Origin of the sequence: Streptomyces sp. NRRL WC-3742 (assembly GCF_000720635.1) — a bacterium.
In the GTDB taxonomy this organism is placed as follows: domain Bacteria; phylum Actinomycetota; class Actinomycetes; order Streptomycetales; family Streptomycetaceae; genus Kitasatospora.
On the sequence record NZ_JOCF01000068.1, the window covers coordinates 32,195 to 52,520 of the forward strand.

Here is a 20,326-nt window from a genome sequence, read left to right on the forward strand (position 1 = left end):
CACGCCGTTGCGCTCCGGATGGTAGCGCCGTCGTGCGGCTTCGGGAATGCAGACGGCCCGTGGGCTGCTCCTCATGCGCCGGCCCGTGCACTGGCCAGGCGCCGAGGCACCGGGGATGTACCGGTGAGCCCACGGGCCGGGTGACTGCTATGGATTTCGCCTGCCGGAGGCCGAGGGCCTCACCCTGCGCAGGCAGGGGCGGCTCTAGCGAGCAGCCACCTCACGCATCCTGAAGGTACTCAAGTTCATAACATGATGCGCACTATGACCCCGTACGTGAGCCGGAACATCCGGCAGACAGAACTAGAGTCCGTTCGCGCAGTGATCTACGCCCGCCAGTCGAAGCGGCGCGTTGACGAGTCGGAGACCTCCACCGAATCCCAGATCGCCCGGGGCACTGCCCTGGCCGATGGCAAGGGCTGGAAGACCGGTCGTGTCTTCCAGGACATCGGTAAGTCCGGATGGGACCCCGACACCGAACGGGCCGGGTTCGACGCCATGATGGCGGCGGTGCGTGCGGGCGAAGTAGACGTGGTGGTCGTCTTCTCGCTGGCCCGGCTGACCCGCCAGGGCGCCATGGAGGCCATGCGCATCAACGACGTGTTCATGCAGCACGGCGTGCGCCTGGTCTCGGTCGAGGAGCCGTTCCTTGACACCACGCACCCCATCGGGGTGGCGGTGTTCGCCCTTATCGCTGCGCTGGCTCAGCAGGAGTCGGAGTTGAAGTCCGCGCACATATCCGAGGCCAAGGCTGAGCTGAAGGCCATCGGCGGGCACGTGTCCGGCCGCCCGCCGTTCGGCATGAAGGCCGAGCGGGTCAAGGAAGGGAAGCTGGTCCGCTCCCAGCTCGTGCCGGACCCCGAGACGGCCCCGACTGTTCTCAAGATCGTTGATCGGGTCATGGACGGCGAGACTGTGTCAGGCATCGTGCAGAGCCTCAATGAGAAGGGGGAGCCGTCCCCCGGAGCGCTGGCGCTGGCCGCCGGGCGGAAGCGGTCGGGCCGGTCACGCAGCAACATCACACCGGCCGACCCTGACTGCCCGCCGCTCTGGGATGTGGGCACCTTGAACACCTTGCTGCGCCACCCCGCCCTTGGGGGCTTCGCCGCTGAGTGGGTCACGGACCCTGACGGGAAGCGCCGCCGCAGGGAGATCATGAGGGACAAGACCGGCGCTCCGATGGCAGCCCACAAGGGGCTCATGGAGCCGATCAAGTGGTACCAGCTTCAGGACGTTCTCAAGGGCCGTTCCCGAGCGAGCATCCGGCCCCGCAACCCGGAGAACGACCGGACGCTGCTGGGCGGCTGGGGTGTTCTTCGGTGCGGCATCTGCAACGCGAACATGATCTACGAGGACGGCCAGGCGCGATACACATGCCCCCGGCCGACGAACCGTCTGAATTCCCACGGCCTCACCATCCGGGCAGAGGCGGCTGACGACGCCGTGGCCCGTTCGGTTTGGGCCCGACTTCAGAACGCGGACCTTGAGGATGAGGAGGACCGGGAGTGGCTGACCGCCGCTGCGATCCGCTTCGCACGCCAGCGGGACGTGACCGGCCTCGAAGAGGAACGCGCAGAGACTGCTGCACAGCTCGAACACGTTCAGGAGTCCATGACTCAGCTCTACACCGACCGCTCCGAGGGCTTGTACAACGGGGCTATCGGTCGGCAGGCGTTCAAGGACACCCTCACCAAGTACCAGGCACATGAGGCGGGTTGTAAGAAGAGGCTGGCTGAAATCGACGCCGAGACCACCAAGGCAATCACCATCCCGTCGTCCTGGACCGGTTTGGACGGCGACGCCGACCCGATCGGCGAAAAGAGCCTCTGGGCCAAGTGGGGAGTGGTGGAGAAGCGCGAGTTCCTGAGCTTCTTCGTCACCTCCTTCAAGGTCGCCAAGTCAAAGAAGCGAGGGCGCGGCGCAAATCCGGCGGAGCGGGTGACCGCAGAGTGGGCCAAGCTGCCGATTCCGGACCCTGCGGAAGCAGCACCCGAAGCTAGCGCTGAGGCAGAACTCCAACTGACTCCGTAGTTTCCTGAGAGCCCCGTCCGGCCCCTGTGGGTCGGGCGGGGCTTTCGCATGCCCGGCCTCCGTCGCGCCGCTCCCCCTGCCCGGCACGGCCACTCGGACGCTGTGATGCCTGCCACAGTACGTTTTGTAGGGCCTCGCCAGGCCGGCGAGCAGCACGGCCCCTGTTCTCCCTTGGCTGCTGCCTGGTACGCGTTGTGGGGGTCCTACAGGCGTCGTGCGTCAGCCGCCAGCGCGGACAGTTAGATCCGTTAACCACTCCCCATTAATACCCATGACAGCGGAGGCAGGCCGCAGGGTGGTCCTGTTAGGAAAGAGGCTATGTGTTGTACCTACTTCTGTATCTATCTATAGCAGTACTCGCATATAGCTCTGTAGGGGTAATTGGGAAACCTGTATCACCACCGCCCCACTTTCCCAACACCATCGGGGGAGACCGTTCCTGCTGACCATCGGAACGGCCTGCGACCGGTGCGGGAAGTCCCTGCGGGGCCGCCAGCGCGCCGTCTGCTCGAACGCCTGCCGCCAGGCACTCAAGCGGGCCGAGAAGCGGACCATCGCTGATCTCATGGGGCGCCCCTGTGACGTCTGCGAGGACGCCTCCGACTACGCCAACGGCCACGGGGCATGGTGTGAGGCGCACACTGCCAGGTCCCGGCACGAGGATGCCGAGGCAGCGCGCTGGGACGCCGTATGCGCCTTGGAGGGCTGCGAGAACAACGCCGGATGGGACGGCATGGGGCGAGCCCGCAAGTACTGCTCGAACGCCCACAGCCAGAAGGCGTATCGGCTGCGAAAGGCCGCCGCCATCGCTAACTGAATAACTACTGATCGAGCCCTGTTTCGCCACTGCTCGGCGGAGCAGGGCTTTTGCGTGCAAAATTTGAAAGGAGCAGTTGATGGATCGCAGGGAACTCGTGAACTCGGCTATTGCCAGCGCCATGGAGGAGGTCGATTCGGCGGGAAGCCGCTCCGGAAAGCCTGATTCTCCGAATGTGGACTCACCGGAGATCACCGCTATGCGCGAGAAGGTGGCGAAGTCGTCCGGCCTTTCTCTGGCGCTGGCTGGCCGACTGAGCGGCACCACCGAGGCCGAGATCAAGGCGGACGCCGATCGCCTCATGGAGGCAATTCGGTCCATGCCTGCGAATCTGCACACCCGCCCGAAGTCACTCGTTCCGACCGGCGGCGCCGTAGATCAGCCGCCCTCGCACCTGGACATTGACCCAATAAAGCTCGCCGCCAACATCATGGCTCGCCGACTGGGAAGCTGAACGCCAATGACCGAAATCAGTGGAATCCCCGAAAATTCGGACCCGTCCATTCGAGTGCTGAACCCGGAGGGCTCGAAGGGCAACGGCCAATTCGGCTGGCACTTCTGGTGCGACCCGACCGACACCGGCGAAACGGCGGAGGACTGTGAATGACTGAGTACCGAAATGCGAACTTCCTGCCCGCCCTGGAGGCGACGGCGAGCGTCCTCACCTTCTCGGCCGAGGGCCGCCCCTCGCTGGCCTACCGGCCGGTGATCGGCTGGCTGTCGGACCCCGTGCTCACCTACGCCGAGAAGACCGGCGGGCACTCGATCCCGTACGCCATTCCGCTTGTTCTCACCGCTAGCGGTGTAGCGCACGGAATGTCCCCTGCGGACGTTTCCCCGAAGGAGACCGGGGACGGAATCCGAGTGCCGGCCGACGAATTCCTGCTGGGCGTCTCGCCCAATCAGGCTGACGCGCAGCGGAGTTACGGCGCTGTACCGGATGCAGTCGAGCGCCTGTTGGCCGAGATGGCCGAACAGCAGGAGGCCGCCGAGGCCGAGGCCCGAGAGGCCGCCGAAAGTTCGGCACGCGCCGAGCGTGAAGCCGCTAAGCATGCTGCCGACATGGCCGCTGCAAAGGTGGCACAGCGAGCCGACGTGATCAGCGGCGCCGATGCGCTCATTGCCGATAACCGCGAATTCATCGCATTCCGTCACCACGCCTGAGGAGGACACCCTTGCCTGAAAACCTGACGCCTGAGCAGCAGCGTGCAAAGCGCCTTGAAATGCTCCGCACCCAGGCCGAAATGGCCATCCCGCATTACGTTGACCTGATGACCCCGGATTCCGTCCGGGCCGCCCTCACCGAATTGGAGAGCACTCGGGAGCGCCGGGACGCCGTGGACGACCTGGTGGGCGCGCTCCGCGTGGAGCTGGCGGGCCTGGACGAGAAGGACGCCAGGGCCGCCAAGGACGCGCTCCGCGACGGCAAGCCGATGCCCAAGGCCACGAACCGGGGGCCGCTGGAGAACAAGCTTGCCGAGGCCGAGCGTCAGCAGGTGCCGCTGTACGAACTGGCAGCCGAAGCGGCCCACGCGGTGAAGGCCGCAGCCATCGCCGTCCGCGCGGACTGGCGACAGACGATCTGCGAAGAGGTCGAGAAGACCCGCACCGAGGCACTGGCCGCCACCGCTCGACTTACGGCTCTCATGGATCAACTCAGCATCTACGCAACGGCAGTTGAGGACATGGACGGCGAGCTTGCCCAGCCGTGGGGGGCGAACGAGCGGCAGTGGCGGATCATGGCCCCGCGCGGCGGAATCCCGTGGGATACCGACCGGCGAGCGCTGGACCGGATCGCCTCGGACCGGCTGGAGTACTCGACTACCTACCCCGGCGGCCTGCCCGGCCGACTGAGCCCCGATGCCGACCCGGCGGAGGAGCACAACCCGCTGGCCGTTCCGTCGGCACCGTTCGGCTCCCGAGGATGGTGACCGGGGGCCAGGCGTGGGAAGGCAGCGACCGGCGGGCACGCCTGCCGCGCAACTGGGCCACTCTCCGCCGCAGCGTCATGCAGCGCGCTGGCTGGCAGTGCGAATGGATGCGGGCGGACACGGGCCAGCGCTGCCCCGAGGTGGCGTCCGACTGTGACCATGTGGTCCCGGGCGACGACCACAGCCCGAGCAACCTGCAAGCGCTGTGCGGCTACCACCACGGGGTGAAGTCGGGCCGTGATGGTGGCCTGGCCGCTGCTGCCGGTCGGAAGCCCGGCGGCCGGTACTCACGGCTGCGCAAGCCTCCCGAGCACCCCGGTTACGCCCCGTAGCGGGTCGGGGGTGGGGGAGGACTCCCTTGGTCTCTCTCAGGGATCGGTGCCGATAGCAGGAATCAGCCTCTGTACGGGTCTCGGAAATCCGGCCGGACCCGTCCGACACCCTCTGTGACTTGGCCAAGCCCCCGATTCACGGTCCGGCTCACTCGCGCGTGCACAGCGCGGGTGCACCTGCGCGCCCGCCCGTGCACACGTGGGGGCCGCTGAGTCCAGGACGCCCTACAGAGCTACCACCCGGGGCCCTGGCCGGTCCGACAGCCGGCCGGGGCCCAACGGGTTCACCGGACCCGCCACGGTCCGCCAAGTGCCCACCGTGGCAACAAGACTGGAGACGCCTATCCGAACACCCTTCGTCCATCCGCCATGCGGCCGGGAGTGGTCCGGCCTGCGCGCCGAGCACTGCCCGGTCTGTCACGAGACATTCGCCAGCACCCGAGCGGGCGACGCCCACCGAACCGGCCCGCACAACGCCCGCAGGTGCCTCCCACCGGCCACAGCCGGACTCTGGCAGGACATCCGGGGCGTCTGGCATCGAACGCCCTACCGGACTCGCTGAGCGGCCCCTTGCCCCCGTTCTGCCCTCGCTGGGCAGGGCGGGGGCCCTTCGCTGTTTCGGGCGCTCCCCTCTTTGGCTGACGCATGATCAACTTGCATGCCACCTTGACGACATCGCCGCTTTGAGTGATGGTCGTGCACATCCATGCAACCGGCACAGCACGGAGGGCACGATGGCACTAGAGTTCATCGGGATCGACCCCGAGACGCAGCAGCAGGGATCACCGACTGTCTGGGTGGATGCAGAGAAGAAGGAACTCGTGTTCCTGGGCTGGAAGGCGTCTCCGGCCTTGAAGGAGCAGTGTGAACAGAACACGGCACCCGGGCACGCTACCGAAATCCCTGAGAACGAGGACGTGATCAGGTTCCCCACGCGAATGATTCCTATTCTGAGGGAGGCGTGCGATGCCGCAGAGCGAGCCGGACTTCTTTGAGCTTCTGAAAGAGGCCAGGCACTCCGCAGTTCATCTAGAAATGCGTGATGCGTACGGCGTCGGAGACGAGTCCGAGGACTTCGACCGCTGGGTGACCTCTGGAAAGCGGGATTCTGATCCCGCTTCGCCGTACTGGGCTCCCTGGGTATCTGTCATTTCTGAGACGGTGGCCCGGGGCGTCAAGGTTCGCCGCGCTCGTATTGTTTCGGAGCCGGTTACCGATTACATCCGGTGGGAGCACGCCGGCACGGTCGTGAACATCGCGGCGGGCGAGGAGATTCGATGGCTCCCCCGTCGACTGGCATCCGGGATCGCGCTTCCCGGAAACGACTTCTGGCTCTTTGACGAGAAAATCGTTCTGTTCAACCACTTCACTGGAAACGGTGATTGGGCGGGGCAGGAGCTGAGCGTTGACCCGGACGTTGCCCAGCTGTGCGCATCTGCTTTCGCGGCGGTATGGGATTCGGGAATCCCGCACGACGAGTACAAAGTCTGACCCATCGAACATATCGGATAGCTAGCTCATGCCTTCATCTCCATCATCTAGTGCTCAAGAAGCCCGCGAAGCCGTGGCGGCCCGACTGCGGGAACTGCTCCTAGATGCAGGGCTGACAGGGCGTGAGCTAGCTATCCGCTGTGGGTGGCATCCCTCGAAGTCCTCTCGGATTATGAACGGGAAGACCCCGCCCTCTGATGCTGACATACGTTCCTGGTGTGAAGCGTGCGGCGCTGCTGGGCAAGCGGATGACATTATTGCGGCAAATCGCACTGCGGACTCCATGTATGTCCAGTGGAAAAAACTGCAGCGCCATGGCATGCGCCGAGCACAAGAAGAGGTTGTTCCACTTTGGGAGCGCACGCGCCAATTTCGCGTTTACGCTTCCAATGTCGTGCCGGGAATGCTTCAAACACCGGGATACGCCACTGCCCTCATGGCCTCCATCACTGAATTTCAGGGCACGCCGGATGATGTGGCGGAGGCCGTAGAGGCTCGCATGGCGAGGGCTCATGTGATCCGCGAGGGAAATCACCGATTCGCATTGTTGATGGAAGAAACCGTCCTGCGCTATCGAATTGGTGATTCCGAAGCTATGGCGGCCCAGCTGGGATATCTCCTCGCAGTGATGGCGCTTCCTCGGGTCAGTCTCGGGATTATCCCGTTTACGGCACCGCGCCGAATCTGGCCGCTGGAAGCGTTCTACATGTTCGATGATCAGCACGTGGCTGTGGAACTGCTCACGGCAGGAGTCAATGTCAAGACTCCCAGCGAGATTGCAGAGTACGGGCGAGCGTTCGAGGGGCTGGCAGAGCTGGCGGTCCACGGGTCCCAGGCGAGGGCGTTGATCACGTCGGCGATTGAGTCGCTGGGGTGAATCTGTGCAATCTCATGCAACTTTGTAGAGCCCAACTCGCCTAGGTCCCTAGCGTGTTGCTCATCGGTTCTGAGCAGTCCGAGGGAGTGGCCCCATGGCGGTGAGCACCAACACTCGCAAGACGAAGACCCGCGCCGAGTACCGGGCCGAGCAGCGCCAGCGCGCTCCCGCCGGGGATGCGCTGGCCGACTACGACCCCGCATACGCCGCCAAGGCCATGGGGCGGGGCATCCCCCAGGACTGGCCGTTCTGCACCTGCGGTGCCGATGTGTGTCCGGACAAGGGGGCCGCGTGACGCTGCCCGAGGCACCTACCCTGGCTGTCTGTGCGCCGGAGAACCCCTGTCTCGGGTGCGCCTACTTCGACGGGGTCGAAGCGCAGTACCCGCCCGACACGAACCCCACGATCGCGCGGCACCTGGTCCGGTGGCGGCAGCGCCACGCCGACGACGGCGAGTGCACGAACCCGCAGGCCGACCCGGATGAGTGACCACCAGGACGACCCGCAGACGGCCGCACGGGGCCCCTCCGGGGACGCTGATCCCGTGGACCCGTTCGGGTGGCTGAAGGCTCATTCCTGGCCCCGTGAGCGGCCCGCCAGGCCCCGGCCGGTTCTCAGTCCGGAGGAGCACACCGAGGCGCCCCTGACGCCGGAGGAACGGCAGCGCCGGGCGGTGCTGCTGGCCCGGGTGCGTGAGGCGAACCACCCGAGGCGCTGACGCGCCCAACAGAACTCCCGTCCCGGCCGCCTGGGGAAGGATTCGGCCGGGACGGGTCGCAAAACCCAGCAGGCAACGGCCAGTTGGGCCCAACGGCACGGAGGTACTGAGATGGGTAAGCGCGGCGGCGGCACGGGTGCCGGTGACGGCGGCAAGCAGCAGGACGACAGCAACAAGGGCTCCGGGCACGGCGGCGGCGGGTCCGACGAGGGCGGCAACACCTCGGACGGCCAGAGCCCGGCGGGCGGCAAGTGACCGGCGAGACGCTCAAGGAGGCGGGTCCCCAGGGGCTCGCCTCCGCGCTGGTGGCCAGCGGCGCGCTTTCCTCGGACTGGCTCCCGTCCTTCAAGGCCGTGCCCCGTGAGCTGTTCGTCCCGGATCGCATCTGGCCGGGCATCGCGGACGGCACGAAACAGAACCCCGTGGTGTACCGGTCGCAGGATCCCGAGGCGTGGCGAAGGGCGGTCTACTCGGACATCCCGCTGACCACGCAGTGGGACGACGGAGAACACGAGGGCGACGGGCTGGGCACGACCCCGAGTTCTTCCAACTCCATGCCCACGATGGTGTTTTCGATGCTCCGGGACCTCGACGTGCGCCCCGGTGACACGGTGCTGGAGGTCGGGACCGGGACGGGCTGGAACGCCGGCCTGCTGGCCCACCGCCAGGGCGGCCCCAACGTGGTGACCGTCGAGTACGACGCGGACGTTGCCCGTGGCGCTCGGTCGAACCTGGACCGGGCCGGACTTGAGCCGACCGTGATCGAGGGAGACGGGCGGTCGGGGTGGGCCAAGGGCGCTCCCTACAGCCGGATCATCGCCACGTGCTCCCTGCTGGAGATCCCTGCCACGTGGCTGGAGCAGACGGCCCCCGGCGGGATCATCGTCGCCCCGTTCGGCACCGAGTACGGCGGTGAGCAGGTCGTCCGGCTGATCGTGAATGGCGACGGGACCAGCGCGCACGGCACGTTCACCCGAAGCTCGGCGTTCATGCGGCTGCGCCAGCAGCGCACCGACCGGCCGCCCTTCGAGCACTACCTACGTGGCCGGGAATGGCCTGCCGACGCCGTGAGGAGCACCACCACGCTGGCCCCTCCGGACACGGGTGGGTGGTTCGAGCAGTTCGTCATCGGGGCGGCCGTGCCCGGGACGTTCTGGCGGGCGGAGCGCTACGACAACGGCGCGTACACGCTGTGGCTCTACAGCCGGGACACTCGGTCGTGGGCCTCCGCCGACTACGAGCGGGACCGCACGGAGTACGAGGTGTACCAGTCCGGCCCCCGCAACCTCTGGGACGAGGTGGAGGCCGCCTGGCGCTGGTGGGACGACCAAGGCCGTCCCGACTTCGACCGGTTCGGACTCACGGTGACCCCGGACGGCCACACGGTGTGGCTGGACCATTCGGAGAACCCGGTTCCCGTCCGAGCCTGACCCCAGACCGGCCCGGCCGTCACCACGTCCCCCACGGGGCGGCCGGGCCCCGACATGCCGAACCCCCGGGGCCTCGATTTGAGGGGGTCCCGGGGGCACGACAACTTCTGCGCGTTCCCGTCCGCTGGGCTACGACTAGGCCGTAACCTCAGCGGAGGCGCGCCCGAGCGAGTCAGACGCGCTTACGTGCGCAGTTGCGTAGTTACTCAAGTCAGGATCACCTCCTTTCAGTGTGGGTCCACCATAGGCAGCCCCTCGGAGGGCGGGCAACGGATTTAATTCCGGGCTCCGTGCCACGTGTTCCGCGCCGTCTGTACCGCGCCATGTGTTCCGCGCCAGGTACTCCGCGTCCTGCGGGAACGCGAAAGGCCCGGAGGACGAATCCTCCGGGCCTTCCTGCTACTGAGTAGCGGGGACAGGATTTGAACCTGCGACCTCTGGCCGTGGGCGGCCTGCCGGAGGGAGGGCAACGGATTCGATCCGTGCTCCGCGTCCTGCGGGAACGCGAAAGGCCCGGAGGACGAATCCTCCGGGCCTTCCTGCTACTGAGTAGCGGGGACAGGATTTGAACCTGCGACCTCTGGCGGCGAAGCCGACCAGCGCGAGGAAACAGGGCACCATCAGCACCCCGTACACGACCAGGAAGCCGTCCGTACCCAGGTCGGCGGCGGCGTTCCAGGTGCCGTGCAGCGCCATCGCCAGCAGCAGCCCGGCCGGCAACGCCAGCCGGGACAGCCAGCGCCGGCCGCTGGTCAGCGCGACGGCCAGGCCGATGCCCGTCAGCGCGGTGAACAGCGGGTGGGCGAAGGGGGAGAGCAGGGCACGCAGCACGAAGGTCTGCACGGTGCCGTCGAAGTCGCGGATGCTGGGCCGGGTGCCGAGGCCGATGCTGTCCAGCCGCTGCCGCTGGTCGCTGGTGAAGGCCCGGCCCAGGTAGAGGGCGTTCTCGGTGAAGGCGAAGCCGCAGGCCGTCATCCCGCTGAGCACCACCCCGGCGGCCAGGGTGCGCGGCCGGGAGCGGCGGTGCCCGCCGTCGCCGGGGGGCTGCGCCGGGCTCAGGTACGGCAGCGGGCGCAGGTACGGGCGCAGCCGCAGCCCGGTCACCCGGTCGGTCGGGCGGTGCCCGTACGGGCGGGCGCGGCGCGGGGCGGGGTGGCGGTGCAGCAGGGGTGCGCAGGGGCGGCCGGTGCGGCGGCCGTGGCAGCGCAGCCGCCGGCCGAGCGGGAGGAGCAGGACCAGCAGGGCGGTGGCCTTGGCGGTCTCCTCGATGAGCGGGGTGGCGATCCCGGGGCCGAGCAGTTCGCCCAGCGGGCCCTGGCGGTTGGTGAGGTGACTGGCCGTCCAGTTGTTGGCCAGGATGGCGACGGTGGTGGCCGCGCAGGCGCCCCAGGCGAGGCAGAAGACGGTGTGCCGCAGCGGCACCCTCGCCGTCAGGTTGAGCCAGGCCAGGGCGCCGAGTACGAAGGGCAGCGGGACCATCGCCAGGCCGAGGCCGACGAAGAGGCCGAGCGTCCCGGTCTGCCGCTGGACGAGGTGGAGGATCAGCACCCCGCAGGCGGCCAGGGCCAGCACGGTGGTGGCGGTGACGGAGGAGAGTGCCGTCGGGCGGGTGCGCGCCCCGGCCGGCGGGGGCGGCGCGGCGGCGGCCGGGACGACGGCGGGCCGGGGCAACGGCCGGTCGGCTCGGCACCCCCGGGGCCCCGGGATGGTCCGGGTGTCGCCGGTGCGCGGAGCTGTCGCCTGCGGTGCGTCGTCGGCGGCCCGGGCGGGTGCCCGGAGCCCGCCGCCGGACGGGCTGCCCATGCGGCTCAGGGTAGGCCAAGGGGGCCGCCCGTCGGGAGGAGTCGGGACGAATCGTCCGTCCGGGTCACGACCGATGGTCCGTCCGGGTCAACGGTGCTCGTTCGGGTACGGTCACCCGTTCGACCCGGCCGAACAGGGCTCGGAGGCCGGTGGGTCAGCGGCGGCGGAACAGCAGGTCGTGTACGACGTGGCCCTTGGCGATCCCGGCGCGCTCGAACTTGGTCATCGGGCGCCAGTCGGGGCGCGGCGCGTAGCCGGGAACGCTGCCCTCGGGGTGGTCGGCCGGCTCCAGCCAGCCGGTGCCGTCGCCCTCGGGGTGCAGGTTCTCCAGCTCGGGGGAGGCGGAGAGCACCTCCAGCATCTGCTCCGCGTACGGCTCCCAGTCGGTGGCGCAGTGCACCAGGGCGCCGGGGGCGAGCCGGGGCAGGACGAGTTCCAGGAAGGAGGGCTGGACCAGGCGGCGCTTGTGGTGCTTGGGCTTGGGCCACGGGTCGGCGAAGTACACCCGCAGTCCGGCCAGTGAGGCGTCGGTGAGCATGTCGCGCAGCAGGATCACGGCGTCGCCGGCGGCCGTGCGGACGTTCTGCGAGCCGTCCCGCTCCAGCAGGCCGATGAGGTTGCCGTGGCCGGGGGTGTGCACGTCGGCGGCGAGGATGCCCGTGGCCGGGTCGGCGGCGGCCATCGCGGCGGTGGTCTCGCCCATGCCGAAGCCGATCTCCAGGGTGACCGGCAGGCCCCCGAACAGCTCCCGCAGGTCCAGCGGGGTGCCGTCGATCGGGATGCCGTACCGCTCCCACCCGCGGTCGAGTGCGCCCGCCTGGGCGTTGGTCATCCGGCCCCGGCGCGGCTGGAAGCTGCGGATGCGGCGCTCGCGGTGCTGGGCCTCGGTGGCCTTGTGCGGGTACATCGGCGCGGGGTAGGCGGCCGGCGCGGCGGACATCCGGGCGGACGGCGAGGGCTGGGGGATCGGGGCGGTGGCAGTCACAATCCCCCGATTCTACGGGGCCGTCCGGGGCACCCGTCGGGGTGTGTGACGGGGCTCATCCCGGTGCGGCGGCGCGGCTCAGCCGCCCGCCTCCAGGGCGGCCAGGGCCCGGCGGGCGACCTCCCGGCCGATGGGCAGCGAGGCCGTCGCGGCGGGGGAGGGGGCGTTGAGCACGTGCACGGTCCGGCGCGGGGAGCGGGGGTCCTCCGGGTCGAAGCCGGCGAAGGCGAAGTCGTCCAGCAGCGATCCGTCCCGGGCCACGGCCTGGGCCCGGACCCCGGCGGTGGCGGGCACCAGGTCCTCGGCGGTCACGGCGGGCAGCAGGCGCTGGACGGCGGCGGTGAACGCCCGCTTGGACAGCGAGCGGTGCAGCTCGCCGACCTCGTAGCGCCAGTGCCGGCGCAGGATGCGCCAGGTACCGGGGAAGACGAGGGTGTCGGCCAGGTCGCGGGGGTGGATCGTGCGCCAGTCGTAGCCTTCGCGGGCCAGCGCGGGGACGGCGTTCGGGCCGACGTGGACATCCCCGTGGATGCCCCGGGTGAGGTGCACGCCGAGGAAGGGGAAGGCCGGGTCGGGCACCGGGTAGACCAGGCCGTTCACCAGGTCCCGCCGCTTCTCGGTCAGTTCGTAGTACTCGCCGCGGAACGGCACGATCCGCACCCCGGTGTCGTCCCCGGCCATCCGGGCGATCCGGTCGCTGTGCAGGCCCGCGCAGTTCACCAGCACCCCGGCGCGCAGCTCCCCGGCGTCCGTGGCCACCGTCACCCCGTCCCGGCGCCGGACCACGGACCGCACCGCGCGCCCGGGCCGCAGCTCGGCCCCGGCCTCGCGGGCGAGCCGGGCGAAGGCCGTGGCCACGGCGGGGAAGTCGCAGATGCCGGTGGTGCCGATGTGCAGCCCGGCCACGCCGGTGACGTTCGGCTCGTGGTCGGCGATCCCGGCGCGGTCCAGCTCGACGACGGGGATGCCGTTCGCCCGGCCGCGCTCCGCCAGCGTCGCCATCCGGGGCAGCTCGGCGGCGGAGGTCGCCACGATCAACTTGCCGGTGACCTCGTGCGGGATGCCCTGCTCGCGGCAGAACTCCACCATCTCGGCGGCACCGGCCACGGCGAAGCGGGCCTTGTACGAGCCGGGGCGGTAGTAGACGCCGCTGTGGATGACCCCGCTGTTGCGGCCGGTCTGGTGGGCGGCGAAGGCGTTCTCCTTCTCCAGCAGCGCCAACCGCAGGCCCGGCCGGGCCTGCGTCAGCGCGTACGCCGTGGCCAGTCCGACGATCCCGCCACCCACGACAACGACATCGAACTCGCCCGCCACCGCTCGCTCCCGCCTGACGCCCGGCTGTTGTGTGCCGCCGATGCTGCCACGGGGGCGGGTGGGCGTCGAGAGCGCGTCGAGAGTGCGTCGGGGCGGCAGCCGGCGGCAGTCGGGGGCGCCCGGTGGGGCCCGTTCCCGCGCGCCGGTCGGCCCGTGAAGGCTCCGCCGCGCGGGCAGGTGACGTACCGCCGGCTCGGATGACGTGCCGGTGCGGCGGGGGCGGTCGGCCTGCTGCCGACCACCCCCGCCGAGTGCGGCCGGTCCCCCCGGTCCGGCCGCGTGGCGGCGCACCGGGCCCCCCGACCCGGTGCGCCGCCGTCCCCCCTTCGCCTGGCCGCGGTGCGGCGTGCTCGGCCCCCCGGCCCCGCACGCCACACCCTCCCCCCGGCCACGCTTCGGTGCGCCGCGTCGAGCCCCCCGGCCCTCGTGCGGCACACCGCCCCTGTTGGCCTATTCCTGTGCCTCCCAGGGCCAGCCGGCGTCCTCTCCCGCCTCCAGCAGGGGGATCAGCCGGAAGGCCGCGTCGCTCAGGCCGCCGAAGGTGTGCCGGTTGGCCGCACCGCTGGGGCCGTGGCCGGTGGCGTAGCCCGCGAGGTTCCAGGTGTAGACCGGCACGTGGGCCGGGACGGCGGCGAGCGGGTCGTAGCCTCCCTGCGTCCCGGAGGTCTGCTCGTCGGTCACGACGACCACCCGGTCGTGCTCCTGGTAGTGCTCGCGGACGGCCTGCGCGGTGTTGGTGCCGCCGAGGCTGGAGAAGCGGCCCAGCACCCGCAGTACCGACTCCCCGGGTTCGACCTCGACCGCGTTGCTCGAGGTTCCGAACTCGACCAGGTCCGCCTTCGCCGCGCGGACCTTCAGCGCGGTGCCGAAGATCGCCGCCGAGTCGGCCCGGTTGAGCTGGGTCTGTGCGCTGGGCCGGTCGAACATCGAGCCGGAGCGGTCGACCAGGATCAGCGTGCGGCCCGGCAGCGCGGGCACGTTGGCGAGCGAGTGGGCGAGCGCCTTCTCCAGTGCGTGACCCCACCGCAGCGAGGGCGCGTTCCGGTAGGCGGCCAGGTAGCGGAAGGGGAACTGGCGCGAGCGCCGGACCTCGCCCTTGTCGGATATCCGCCGGGCCACCGCCTCCGCGCCCTCGTCCGACACCCCGGCCCGGTCGAAGTTGCGCAGGTTCCGCACCAGGGCCATCGGGCCCATGGACGGGATGACCGCCTCCCAGGCGGCCGCGTCCATCGGCCCCTGCAGCCAGCCCGCCAGGGCCTCCCACGTCAGCCCGGCCGCGGCCAGCCGCTCGGCACCGCCGGGCGCCGTCACGGCCGCCCGCCGCTCCTCGACGGGCAGCGCGAGCAGCTCACGGTTGGCCGCGAGTATCGCGTCGCCCGCCGGGGGCAGCGCCTCGTCCGGCCGGTGCCGCCGGTCCAGCGCGTACCGGAACAGCGGGCCCTGCCACTGCTTGTCCGGGTGGGGCGCCGGGTGCGTCAGCTCCAGGACGTCGCCGAAGCGGTAGTCCCTGCCCGCGGTGTCGTACTTGAGCAGCGCCCGGGCGTCGTAGAGCCGCTGCACGGCGTCCGCGACACCGCGCTTGACCGGCTTGGGCAGCGCCCGGCCGTAGCGCGAGGTCCAGTACGCCAGCAGCTCGCCCGGCTCGTCCGGGCGCCGCAGCACGGCGGCGACGGCCTGCCGGGACCAGCCGGGCTCGCCCGCGTCCAGCCGGGCACGGGTGAACTCGGCGGCACCGACCAGCGCGGCGGTGCGCATCTGCGCGTCGTAGCGCAGCCAGCGCAGCAGCTTGAACGTCCACTCGGGATCGCTGACGGCGAGCTCGCGGACGAGCGCCGTGTAGCGGTCGTCGCGGGTGCCGCCCTGCTCGTGGAAGGAGTGCTGGCCGACCATGTTGGCGACCGACAGGAGGAAGAGCTCCGACCTGCGGTCCCGGACGTGTCCGGCACCGCCGTTGGCGTTGACCACGACCTCGCCGGTGGTGGCCACGGCCGAGACCGGCCCGGCGGGCCGGGTCTGCTCGGGCTCGGTGAACCTCTTGCGGATGTTGAACCTGGACATGGCGGCAGCCCCCCTCGGCCTGCGGGTTTCGCGACGGGAGGGAGGCATGCTGCGGCCAGGGGTGCCCGAATTCGAGCCGCCCTTGAAACGCCTTGCCTCCCGAGATCTAGGGAATCGGCTGCGGTGTTTCGGTTTGCTTCAACGCGCCCCATGGGGGCACTCCACAGAAGTAACCGCTGCCTTCGCACCGGGAGATGCGGACGAACTGTTCACGTTTAGGTGTCCAGAGTTCGAAAGCGGCTGAGGTGACAAGCTGCTCTACCAACTGAGCTACACCGACCCGAGGTCGGTGACGGGACTCGAACCCGCGACACACCCAATCGAAGTGGAAGTAACCTCTGCCTGCGCACCTGGACGAGAGAGACCTTATCCAGGCCCCTCTCGAAGGTGCATCCGAATTACCGGCCGACGCGCGCCCCTCACGCCGGCGCGACGATCACCGCGCGCGCCCGTTCCGTCAACTCCCGTACGCGTCGCTCACCCTGGAAGGGTTCCAGCCGGCGCAGCATCTCCACCACGTACTCCCGGCTGCGCTGCGAGGAGATCCTTCCGGCCACCTCGACGGCCCGCTCGCCGGCGGCCACGGCGGCCTCCAGGTCGCCCGCCTCCGCCTCGGCCATCGCCGAGACCACCAGCCGCAGCCCGTGCGAGCGGACGAAGCCCTCGGTGGGCTTGGCCAGCGCCTCGCGGGTGAACATCCGGACCTTGGAGGGCACCCCGAGGTCGCGGAAGCACTCCGCGGCGTCGGCGGCGAGGCGGTCGTAGGCGTAGAAGTCGATCCAGGCCGGATCCGGGTCCCCGGCGCGCGCCCGTTCGAGTGCGCTCTCCGCCGCGCCGAGCGCCGTCGCACACGCCGCCGCGTTGCGGGCCTTGGCCTGGGCCCGTGCCTCCACCAGGTGGAAGAAGCTCATCGTCCGGGCGGTGGCCAGTCCCCGGTTGCGCTCCAGCGCGGCCTGCGCGAGGTCGACGGCCTCCTCGGCGAAGCCCCGGTAGCCGGCCTGCAGGCTCATCGAGGCCAGCACGTACCCGCCGAGCGGCACGTCGGCGGCGGCCCGGGCGAGCCGCAGGGCCTGGATGTAGTACCGCTGGGCGGCCTCGTGCTGGCCGGTGTCGAAGGCCATCCACCCGGCCAGCCTGGTCAGTTCGGCGGTCGCGCCGAACAGCGCCCGGCCGACGGCGTCGCTGTACGAGGCGAGCAGCAGCGGCGCCGCCTCCACCCGCAGGCACTCCGGGACCATCGACGAACGCCAGTCCCCGCCGCCGTACTTGGAGTCCCAGCGGCGGGCCTCCTGGGCCGCCTCGCGCAGCTTCGCCGCGTCCGAGTGGCCGACCCGGTAGGAGGTGCTCTCGCTGGGGGAGCGCGGCGCCTCGCGGGCCACCGAGCCGTCCGCCGGGTTGATCAGCCAGCGGGAGACGGGCGTCGCGTAGGCGGCGACGGAGAAGGTTCCGGCCAGGCTGTCGCTCCACCGCCCGCCGCCGGGACCGCGCCGCAGGTCGAGGTCGACCCGCCACAGGTCGGTGGCGGAGCGGACGGCGTCGGCCACCTCGCGCGGGAAGGCCAGGCCGAGTTCGGGCGCCGGGTCGGTGTCGCCGAGGCCGATCTCCTCCAGCGGCACCGGGCGGCCGAGCTTGCCGCCGATCGCGGTGGCGATCAGGTGCGGGACGGGCCCCTGCGGCACCATGCCCTTGCTGACCCAGCGGGCGACGGAGGTCTTGTCGTAGCGCAGGGTCAACCCGCGCTGCGCGCCGAGGTCGTTGACCCTGCGGGCGAGTCCGGCGTTGCTGATCTGGGCGAGGGACAGGAGCGTGCCGAGCCGTTCGTTCGGTCCTCGTGGGCTGACGGTCATGGTGGCGGCTGCACCTCCTGCGGCCTTGTGCGCGGGGCCCGGGCGGCACCGGGCCGTAGCTGCTGTACCTAGAGTAGTCGGACGCGTTCCGAGGGTTAAGAGGTCGCATTCCGGATGGCGGGATCGCGTGCCCGGCCCATCGCGCCGTGGTGGGGCGGGAGTTGGTCCGGACCACTCGTTTCCGGCCGGGTGCGGCGTGCGCCGGAGCCTCGTGCTCCGGTCCCGTGTCGATGTGCGCCCGGCCGTGCCCCCTGGCCCGACCGGCAGGTCGGCGATTCGCTGGTGGTCGTGGGTCGGCCCGCCGTCGAGGACCCGGCGGGCCGGGGGATGCCGCCGCCTCAATCCCCGCGGGCGGCAGCGGAGTCCGGGAGGGCATGCGGATGCCCTCCCGGACTGGGCGACGCCTTTCGGCCATCTCGCGATGCCCATGCCAAGGCGATCCCGGGGCGGCCCGGGCCTTGGAGGGGAAGGCCCGGCCCGCCCGCCGCGCAACCGATTGCGACCGAACGCGACCGAACGCGACCGAAACGGAACCGACGGCACCGCGCCCCGTCCGTCCGGCACGCACAACACCCGCCCCGCCCGGCCCCGGTGACGCGCAAACGGAACCGGAAACACCGGCCCCAGTGGCCCCCGGCGGTGGCACGATGTCTCCAGACGGCGCGCCGGAGCGCCGTCCGGGTGCGGGTCCTCGTCCGGTGGAGGCGCGATGCGGTGGCTGACGGGCTGGAGCACGGGCGCGCCCCGGCCGGGCACGCCGACGCACGAGGCCCTCGCCACCGTCACTCCGATCGCCGCGCGCCCCCTGTGGACCGGCCCCAACCCCCTCTGGGCGGTGGGCGACTGGCGCCCCGAGGAGATCCGCCTCGCCACCCTCCGCCCCGGCGCCCCCGCCGCCGTCACCACCGGCCCCACCACCCCGGACACCGCCGAGGACACCCCCGCCACCACCCGGCTCGCCGTCCTCGGCCACTGCGGCGCCACCGACGCCGAACTCGCCGCGGGCCTCGCCGCCGCCCGCGGCGGCGCCGTCCGCCACCTCACCGCCTGGCCCGGCAGCTACACCGTCGTGCTGCGCACCGGCACCCGCTCCACCCTGCTGCTCACCGACCTCGCCGGCGCCCAGCCCGTCTTCCACACCCCCTGGGCCGGCGGCACCGCCTACGCCACCGCCGCCCTCCCGCTCGCCGACCTCGTCGGCGCCCCGCTCGACACCGGCCACCTCGCCGCCCGGCTCGCCTGCCCCGAATCCCCGGAGGCGCTCGGCACCGGCACGCCGTACCTGGGCGTCCAGCGGGTGCCGCCCGGGCACGCGCTCACCATCCACGGCGGCCGCCCGTACGTGTCCGGCTACGACGAACCGTCCACCACCGAGCAGCCTCGCGGCGAGGCGCCCGCGATCCGCGAACTCACCCGCGCGCTGCTGGAGTCCGTCCGCTCCCGGGTCCGCACCACCGTGCCCACGCCCTCACCGGACGGGCGGGCGCGGCTCGGCGTCGACCTCTCGTACGGCACCGCCTCCGTGACCGTCGCCCTGCTCGCCGCCGCCGTGCCGCTGCCGCCCGCGCCGTCGCCGGCCCCGGCCAGGGGCCCGGCCGCGCAGCCCGTCACCGGCGCCAGGAGCGGCGCCGTCAAGGGCTCCTGGGCCCGGGGCGGCGAGCGCGAACCCGCCGGCCCCGAGCAACTGGCCGCCGTCACCCTCGGCGAGACCGAGGCCCCGGCCACCCTCGCGCTCGCCCCCGACACCCCGCGCCTGCGGCACACCGTCCTCGACCCCGGCCCCGGCACCCTCCCGTACGCGGGCCTGGGCACCGACCCGCAGACCGGCCCGCTCACCGACGAGCCCGGCCCCGAACTCGTCGCCGCCGCCCGGGCCGTGGCCCGCTTCGACGCCGGCGGCGCCGACCACCTCACCGGCTACGGCGCCCGGCAGGTCCTGGACGGCCACCCCGCCCGGCTCGCCGACCTCCTCCGGGCCGGCCGCCCGCGCGAACTCCTGCCGCCCGTCGCCGCGCTGGCCGGAGCCGACCGGGCCGCCGCGGGCGTGCTCACCGGCGCGGTGCGCACCCCGCTCGCCGTCGTCCGGGCCGCCCATCGGCTCTCCCGGGTCCGCTACGCCGAGGCGCTGGACGAGGCCGCCGCCAAGCTGACCGCCCGCCACGTCCCGGACGGCATCGGCACGGCGGGCCGCCGCTCGGCCCTCGACCTCGCCTGGTGCGTCCCCGGCCCGGCCGCCCGCTGGCTCTCCGACGACGCGCTCTCCTCGGTCGCGCTGCGGCTGCGCCTGGCGGCGCGCAGACCGGCGCCCGAGGAACATCCCGGCGCGCACCGTGCCCGGCACGCCCTCCACCGGCAGGCGCGCTCCTTCCGCACGCTGCTGCACGCCGCCGAACAGCCCGGCCAGCGGCTGCACGCGCCCTTCCTCGACAACCAGGTGGTCCGCGCCGCCCGCCTCCTGCCCGACGACGTCCGCCTCCAGCCCGGCGCCCGGCACGCCCTCCTGCACGCCGTCCTCACCGGCGCCGGCCGCACCGACCTGCCCCCCGACTGGGGCCGCAGCCCCCGCCCCGACCGCACCGCCCCCACCCGCGCGGGCCTGCGCCTCGCCGCGGACGGCCTCGCCGAACTCTTCGACGCCCCCCTCCTCGCCGAAGCCGGCCTCATCGACCTCCCCGCCCTGCGCGCCCACCTG

General features: G+C 71.3%; 19 protein-coding genes. 14 read left to right on the forward strand and 5 right to left on the reverse strand.

Annotation, left to right across the window (positions count from 1 at the left end; translation table 11 throughout):
- Nucleotides 1-264: 264 nt before the first annotated feature.
- The 13 genes from IH61_RS0131110 (at nt 265) to IH61_RS0131180 (ending at nt 9,627) form a co-directional block, all read left to right on the forward strand.
- Nucleotides 265-2,031: a recombinase family protein gene (locus tag IH61_RS0131110; RefSeq protein ID WP_158845470.1), complete on the forward strand. Its 1,767-nt coding sequence runs from the start codon at nt 265-267 to the stop codon at nt 2,029-2,031.
- Nucleotides 2,032-2,927: 896 nt separating this feature from the next.
- Nucleotides 2,928-3,302, forward strand: a complete 375-nt coding sequence (locus tag IH61_RS0131115) for a hypothetical protein (RefSeq protein WP_031075967.1) — start codon at nt 2,928-2,930, stop codon at nt 3,300-3,302.
- Nucleotides 3,303-3,308: 6 nt separating this feature from the next.
- Complete coding sequence (locus IH61_RS47345; protein WP_158845473.1) at nt 3,309-3,455, forward strand: hypothetical protein; 147 nt, start codon at nt 3,309-3,311, stop codon at nt 3,453-3,455.
- Nucleotides 3,452-4,012 carry a hypothetical protein gene (locus tag IH61_RS41790; RefSeq protein ID WP_037973597.1) on the forward strand — a complete coding sequence of 187 codons (561 nt, stop codon included), beginning with the start codon at nt 3,452-3,454 and terminating at the stop codon, nt 4,010-4,012. The genes IH61_RS47345 and IH61_RS41790 overlap by 4 nt, the downstream gene beginning before the upstream one ends.
- An 11-nt stretch (nt 4,013-4,023) precedes the next feature.
- Nucleotides 4,024-4,779 carry a hypothetical protein gene (locus IH61_RS47350; protein ID WP_158845476.1) on the forward strand — a complete coding sequence of 252 codons (756 nt, stop codon included), beginning with the start codon at nt 4,024-4,026 and terminating at the stop codon, nt 4,777-4,779.
- A 651-nt stretch (nt 4,780-5,430) separates the two neighbouring features.
- Nucleotides 5,431-5,673 (forward strand): hypothetical protein, encoded by a 243-nt coding sequence (locus tag IH61_RS50415; protein WP_420714011.1) that lies wholly within the window; start codon nt 5,431-5,433, stop codon nt 5,671-5,673.
- A 172-nt stretch (nt 5,674-5,845) separates the two neighbouring features.
- Complete coding sequence (locus IH61_RS0131145; protein ID WP_031075973.1) at nt 5,846-6,106, forward strand: hypothetical protein; 261 nt, start codon at nt 5,846-5,848, stop codon at nt 6,104-6,106.
- Nucleotides 6,078-6,602 (forward strand): DUF6879 family protein, encoded by a 525-nt coding sequence (locus IH61_RS0131150; protein ID WP_031075975.1) that lies wholly within the window; start codon nt 6,078-6,080, stop codon nt 6,600-6,602. Before IH61_RS0131145 ends, IH61_RS0131150 begins: the two co-directional genes overlap by 29 nt.
- 28 nt (nt 6,603-6,630) lie before the next feature.
- Nucleotides 6,631-7,479, forward strand: coding sequence for a helix-turn-helix domain-containing protein (locus IH61_RS0131155; protein WP_031075976.1), 849 nt, complete (start codon nt 6,631-6,633; stop codon nt 7,477-7,479).
- A 100-nt stretch (nt 7,480-7,579) separates the two neighbouring features.
- Complete coding sequence (locus tag IH61_RS0131160) at nt 7,580-7,774, forward strand: hypothetical protein (protein ID WP_158845479.1); 195 nt, start codon at nt 7,580-7,582, stop codon at nt 7,772-7,774.
- Entirely contained in the window at nt 7,771-7,968 is a 198-nt protein-coding gene (locus IH61_RS0131165; protein WP_031075980.1) for a hypothetical protein, read from the forward strand. The genes IH61_RS0131160 and IH61_RS0131165 overlap by 4 nt, the downstream gene beginning before the upstream one ends.
- A 340-nt stretch (nt 7,969-8,308) precedes the next feature.
- Nucleotides 8,309-8,452, forward strand: coding sequence for a hypothetical protein (locus IH61_RS47940; protein ID WP_014137398.1), 144 nt, complete (start codon nt 8,309-8,311; stop codon nt 8,450-8,452).
- Nucleotides 8,449-9,627 (forward strand): methyltransferase domain-containing protein, encoded by a 1,179-nt coding sequence (locus tag IH61_RS0131180; RefSeq protein ID WP_031075986.1) that lies wholly within the window; start codon nt 8,449-8,451, stop codon nt 9,625-9,627. Before IH61_RS47940 ends, IH61_RS0131180 begins: the two co-directional genes overlap by 4 nt.
- Before the next feature lie 399 nt (nt 9,628-10,026).
- Here IH61_RS0131180 and IH61_RS43420 read toward each other — a convergent pair whose 3' ends face one another.
- The 5 genes from IH61_RS43420 to IH61_RS0131205 form a co-directional block, all read right to left on the reverse strand.
- Nucleotides 10,027-11,430 (reverse strand): PrsW family intramembrane metalloprotease, encoded by a 1,404-nt coding sequence (locus tag IH61_RS43420; RefSeq protein ID WP_031075988.1) that lies wholly within the window; start codon nt 11,428-11,430, stop codon nt 10,027-10,029.
- A gap of 154 nt (nt 11,431-11,584) precedes the next feature.
- Nucleotides 11,585-12,370 carry a tRNA (guanosine(46)-N7)-methyltransferase TrmB gene (gene trmB, locus IH61_RS0131190; protein WP_078911530.1) on the reverse strand — a complete coding sequence of 262 codons (786 nt, stop codon included), beginning with the start codon at nt 12,368-12,370 and terminating at the stop codon, nt 11,585-11,587.
- A gap of 123 nt (nt 12,371-12,493) precedes the next feature.
- Nucleotides 12,494-13,729, reverse strand: a complete 1,236-nt coding sequence (gene lhgO / locus IH61_RS0131195; RefSeq protein ID WP_031075990.1) for an L-2-hydroxyglutarate oxidase — start codon at nt 13,727-13,729, stop codon at nt 12,494-12,496.
- Nucleotides 13,730-14,179: 450 nt separating this feature from the next.
- Nucleotides 14,180-15,787, reverse strand: a complete 1,608-nt coding sequence (locus tag IH61_RS0131200; RefSeq protein WP_031075991.1) for a TROVE domain-containing protein — start codon at nt 15,785-15,787, stop codon at nt 14,180-14,182.
- 419 nt (nt 15,788-16,206) lie between these two features.
- On the reverse strand, nt 16,207-17,634 hold the full coding sequence (locus IH61_RS0131205) for a hypothetical protein (protein WP_031075992.1): 1,428 nt from the start codon (nt 17,632-17,634) through the stop codon (nt 16,207-16,209).
- Between the two features lie 709 nt (nt 17,635-18,343).
- On the opposite strand from IH61_RS0131205, the gene IH61_RS0131210 reads away from it, so the two are divergent.
- Nucleotides 18,344-20,326 (forward strand): asparagine synthase-related protein (locus IH61_RS0131210; RefSeq protein ID WP_031075993.1); only part of this gene is annotated, 1,983 nt, incomplete at its 3' end.